General features: G+C 55.6%; 4 protein-coding genes. 1 reads left to right on the forward strand and 3 read right to left on the reverse strand.

The annotated features are described in order from the left end of the window. Nucleotides 1–183 precede the first annotated feature (183 nt). Complete coding sequence (locus K1Y02_24990) at nucleotides 184–888, forward strand: hypothetical protein (GenBank protein ID MBX7259637.1); 705 nt, start codon at nucleotides 184–186, stop codon at nucleotides 886–888. Nucleotides 889–1,413: 525 nt separating this feature from the next. Here the strand turns inward: K1Y02_24990 and K1Y02_24995 are convergent. The 3 genes from K1Y02_24995 to rhaT all read right to left on the reverse strand — a co-directional run bounded on the left by K1Y02_24995 (nucleotide 1,414) and on the right by rhaT (nucleotide 4,213). Continuing rightward, entirely contained in the window at nucleotides 1,414–1,590 is a 177-nt protein-coding gene (locus tag K1Y02_24995) for a hypothetical protein (protein ID MBX7259638.1), read from the reverse strand. 2 nt (nucleotides 1,591–1,592) lie between these two features. Continuing rightward, nucleotides 1,593–2,990 (reverse strand): hypothetical protein, encoded by a 1,398-nt coding sequence (locus tag K1Y02_25000; protein MBX7259639.1) that lies wholly within the window; start codon nucleotides 2,988–2,990, stop codon nucleotides 1,593–1,595. Between the two features lie 146 nt (nucleotides 2,991–3,136). After that, nucleotides 3,137–4,213, reverse strand: a complete 1,077-nt coding sequence (rhaT, locus tag K1Y02_25005) for an L-rhamnose/proton symporter RhaT (GenBank protein MBX7259640.1) — start codon at nucleotides 4,211–4,213, stop codon at nucleotides 3,137–3,139. Between the last annotated feature and the right edge of the window lie 1,091 nt (nucleotides 4,214–5,304).

Raw genomic sequence — 5,304 nt, forward strand, 5'->3', positions numbered from 1 at the left:
AAGCATGTTATAATCCATGCAGTATGGCGTTGGCATGGTGGCCGACGTCGTGCGGAAGGCTGTCGTCCTGCTGGCATAAGGGCTGTGCATGGCCGACGTGTAGGTTGCACAGTGTGCCCTTGTGCCAGGGTACAGGCCGAGCAAGCTTTGCCGTTCGTAACCCCAAGGACGGAAGGTGAGGCCATGAAGGTAGAGATACACTCCCACACGAACCGCTACTCCCCTGCTTCCCGGATTCCCCCCTCGGAACTCGTTGCCATGGCGGAAGCCAGCGGCTACGACGCACTGTTTATCACCGAATACGGTAAAGTCTGGTCCGCGCGTGAGATAGCCGGGCTCAACGAGATGACCGATCGGTTGCGCGTCTATCCCGGAATCGAATTGACATTACCTGATGGCCAGGATGTCCTCGTGCTGGGCGCGGACAATCCTGTCTACGAGTCACTTTCGACTCCCAGTGAGGTTTTTGCGCAGGCGTGCGCCGATGGATACCTGACCGTGCTGTCGCATCCGTTCCCGTGGGGCGAGACGCTTCCGCGGTATCTGGCGCTGGCGGATGCAATCGAAACCCAGACCAGTATGCATCCTGTGCGCGAACATGCGGCAGCCCAACGGAGCTGCGTCGACAAATACCAGCTTGTCGAGTTGTTCTCGTCGAATGCGCTTGGACTGAATTACATGAACCGCTTCTGGATTGAGACGTTGGACGACTTTGACACGGTTCAGGAGTTTCGACGGTTGGTATTGGCGGGCCGCACAGTCAACCATCGACGTGAAACCGTCGATGATGCGCCGCTCACGACCAAGGCGTCGTCGTTCGCTGAACTGTCGGATGCCGATCTCAGCGCTCTGGATTATCAGGCCGTTGACGAGCCAACAAGACTGTAGGGAATTTTAGATTTTAGATTTTGGATTTTGGATTGAAGATACAAGACTCTAGCGATTTGCATACACGAGTGCGATAAACAACAGAAGGCCCGGCAGTGTGCCGGGCTTTCACTTTAATAGCAGCACACGCTTAATCGATGCAGTCTTGTGTCGCCGCTGTCTCGATATTCCAATCCAAAATATTTGATTGATGACCCAAGACTCTGGCGATTTGCACGCGCGAGTGTGGTAAACAACAAAAAGCCCGGCTATGTGCCGGGCTTTCACTTTAATAGCAACACACGCTAAATCGATGCAGTCTTGTGTCGCCGCTGTCTCGATATTCCAATCCAAAATATTAGATTGATGACCCAAGACTTTGGCGATTTGCACGCGCGAGTGTGGTAAACAACAAAAAGCCCGGCTATGTGCCGGGCTTTCACTTTAACAGTAACACGCGCTTAATCGATGCAGTCTTGTGTCGCCACTGTCTTAATATTCTAATCCAAAATCTAAAATCTAAAATCTAAAATCTAAAATCCCAAATCACGTTCCGCTCTTTTCCTTCATCCAGAAGGGCGTCACAACAAACCACAGCACGGTGCCTGCAAGCAGAATGTGTTTGTTGGTCTCAAGATCGACCTTGCCAAGGAAGTACAACGTCGGGCCAAGCATCAGCACGACGAGAGCGAGTATGGAGACAGCCATTAGTAGATTCCGCATGGTTATGCTCCTTGCGCCGCGAGGGGCTTCTGGACAATCTTGCTGAGAACAACGTAGAGCACGGCGGCGACGAACCAGCCTGGAAGTCCGAGGAAGAAGATCTCTATCCCGACGACCTTGTTCAGGATTACGCAGAACGCCAGCGTAATAAACCAGGTAAGGCCCGCTGCCCAATTGAACGAGAGGCCCGCCTTTTCCGCGTAGAATTCTTGCAGGTTGAGTTTCTTCATCATGTAGTGATCGATGAGGATCACGGCGCCCATAGGCATCAGGATCAGGCCATACAACGCCACGAAATCGAGGAGCTTCATAACCAAGGCTGGGAAGATGGCGCCTGCCGTGGCTATACCACCCGCCACCAAGGTCACGCGGAATCGAGACCATTGCGGCCGCAACGCTTGGAACGCAAGACCCGCGCGATAAATGGTCGGATTGGCGGTGGTCCATCCCGCGATGATCACGCAGAGGATTCCGGTGACTCCCGCGATCTTCCATGCCATGGGACCCGGCGCGACAGCCGTGTCGTCGGGGTTGACGTTGAGTTGGACCGCATAGAGCAATCCGGCCGCGATCCAAGCGATGTAGTGTCCGAGGTACATGCCCGTTGCCGACGCTAAGCCGTAACGCGCCTTTTTCGCAAAACGGAATACCGACAGATCGGACATACCAATATGCATGGCCATGTTGCAGAACCAGGCAAAAAAGATGATGTGCCAGATTCCATACTTGGGCTGCGTCGCCAAGGGAACGCCGTTCCACACTTTGGTTGTGGCGACGCTCCAGAAGTCTCCGAGCGAGGTAATGCCCAATTGCGGCAAGGCCGCGACTCCGCAGGCGATAAAGACGATAACCATCCACGGGGCTGCGATGTTGGCGACGTGAGCGACGGTGTCATAGCCCTTGGCCGCGACGATCGCGATGATGGAACCACACGCGAGAACCGCGATGATCCACCCGATGCTGTTGGGATACATGTCAGTGAGGGCGGGCATGGGCATATCGAATGGCAACCCCACTGCCGTCGCGGATACGGAGACCATGGCGCCTGCCAAGAAGCAAAACAGCACGCCGTTGGCGACGTTGTACAGCGTGACGAGCTTTGCGCCGCAGATCTTCTCCATCTGGTAATAGAGGGTAAGACGTTTCTTCACCGCGATGGGCGCGCAAAGCAGCGTCCAACTGAGAACCGCCAACAAGTTGCCGATGAGCAGGCCGACGATGACATCAAACGCGGTCACACCGTGCGTTACAAACAGCGGCCCGATCATGAATTCGGTGCCGGCCGCATGCTCACCCGCATACATGCCAACGAAGCTCTTCCAGCCCTTGGTAGCACGTTCAGGGACGGGCTCCCGCTCGTACTCTCCCCCACTCTCTGTACTTTCGACGTCCGCAACCATTTCGGCGCTCATTCTCGCACTCCTATGCGTTGTGCATTCCGTTGAATGCAGGCCGGCGTTTGGTGTTCGAAATTGCCTCTATCAATCGAAAAAGGGGCATACCTTGCGGATGCCCCCTTTGCTTCAACTGGATGACTTCAGCCGGACTAATGCCCCGCGAGATTCCCGAGATAGTTTCCGTAACCAACAACCACCGTGGACCCGATGAGCACGGCAAGCCCGATTGCAATGAGGACATGCGTGCGCGGACTCGTTCCCTTCCACTCCCTCAACGCGATGCCCCATAACGTGCTGAAGATAATAATACTCGACATGTGCAGGGTCCAACTGGAGAAGTCGTACTTCCCCATCTTGGTCGTTCCCATACTATAGAAGAAAAACTGGAGGTACCACGTCGTGCCCGCAATCGCCGAGAACACGTAGTTCGAGAGCAGCGGCACGCGTACGCCATCCGAAGCCGAAACCGGCGCAATGTAGTCGCGGGCCGACTTATTCTTGACGTTCAAGAGCACGCACCAGATGAAGTTCGTGGTGAATCCACCTGCCAACACGACGATGAGCACCGGGAGGTTCTGAAAGAGCGGCGGCGCATTGTGCTGGAGCGCCAGTTCTGCGATGGGCTTGCCTGCCGCCAGTCCATAGGACATAGAAGCGCTCATGACCCCGGAGAAGGTGGCGACAAGGATTCCCTTGAAGAAGTTGAACTCCTTGATAGCAGCCTTCTTCTGCTCTTCCGGAAGTTCCTTTTCCTTGGACATGCCCGCGAGGCCGCTGACCGCAATGCCCGCGAGACATACGGCAACGCCAAGCAATGTAACCTGACCGGACGTCTCGCCGACGATACTTGCGAACTTGCCGTCGAAGATGGGCGGCATCAAGGTGCCAAACGCCGCGCAATAACCAAGCGCGATGGCCATTCCGAGCGCGATGCCAAGGTAACGCATCGTCAGGCCGAACGTCAGACCGCCCAATCCCCACATGGCCCCGAAGAAATACGCCCAGAAAAGAACACTCAACGGGGTTTGGGCGAGTATCTGCGGAACATCCGGAACAATGAGCAGGGCGAGAACCCACGGTGCGATGATCCACGAGAAGAACCCACCCGCCAACCAGTAGCTTTCCCATGCCCAATGCCGGACACGCCGATACGGAATATAGAAACTAGCGGACGCGAGCCCGCCGATTGCGTGCAGAATTACCCCCAGAAACGGATTCGGAGCCACGGTAGACCTCCCCCAAAGAGCGATAGACGCTGATTTCGTGCCACCCGCCGACGAAATTGCACAACGGAATGCCGAGTATACCAGACGATTCGAGACAGATCACCCGGTTAATGCCCGAGACAATTGCGCTAGGTCGTAACGCGAAAGGGGTGTACCCGCGCATTTTTGACGGGGCAAGGGGGTGTCCGCAGCAAGCGAGGTGGCTGCGACGATTCCTTGCAGAAATCCATCTTTGTCTTTCTCTCGATCCGTGTGAGCGTTGGGAAACGAGTGTCGCAGGCATCTTGCCTGCGTCCGTGTCATCTCCCGCCAGGCTGGGATGCACCCCCAAAATTGACGATTCAAGGGCTCCGAGCGGCAGCCGAGGGCGGCTGCCCCACACGCGCTGGATTTCTACCTTTCGTGTGTTGCCCCTCATATATAGGAGCAAGTTCGTTGCACTGGGAACGCGGTGAGGTGAGGAGCGGCCAGATCTCGCCGAGATTGGGGACTGGGTTCCAACCGCAATTCCTATAGACAGGATTTACAGGATTAACACGATGAAGAGCGGAGCTGACAGATTGGAGTCTGGGCGGCTATTTCTGGGACTCCATATTGTGAATCGTGTCAATCCTGTCGAATGACACTGTTAGAACCTTTGGTCTGCTGAAAAATGCTGGGGCCCATTGCGAAGTACGCTCGGATTCGGTACTATCGAATGAGTTTCCTGCCAAGGACGTTTTTGACGACTGGGGAAAGCAAAGGCGGGACTGACCCAAGCGAAACGCAGTGGAGCAGGGTTTGTCTCTGGCCTTTGCGGAAAGTGGAAAATGACGTCACCCGTATCCGGCGACGGACCCACACGGGCAGACCGTGCGGCGCGCCCGCGTTCCTCATACGGCTCGAAGCCACCCTCGGCCACAGTCTTAAGCCGGGCCAGCGAGGCAGGAATCGGAAATCGCATGACAGCGGAAAAGAAGGGGGCAAATCGTAGTCTGTTAGTATGCATAGGTATGGAGTGTTGCGCGGATAGTAAAGAAAAGGGAAGTCTTCCTTACACTGCGTGGACAAGGCGTATGCAGCGCCTGCCACATAAGGAGACTTCCCATGAA

Source organism: Candidatus Hydrogenedentota bacterium (assembly GCA_019695095.1).
GTDB lineage: Bacteria > Hydrogenedentota > Hydrogenedentia > Hydrogenedentales > SLHB01 > JAIBAQ01.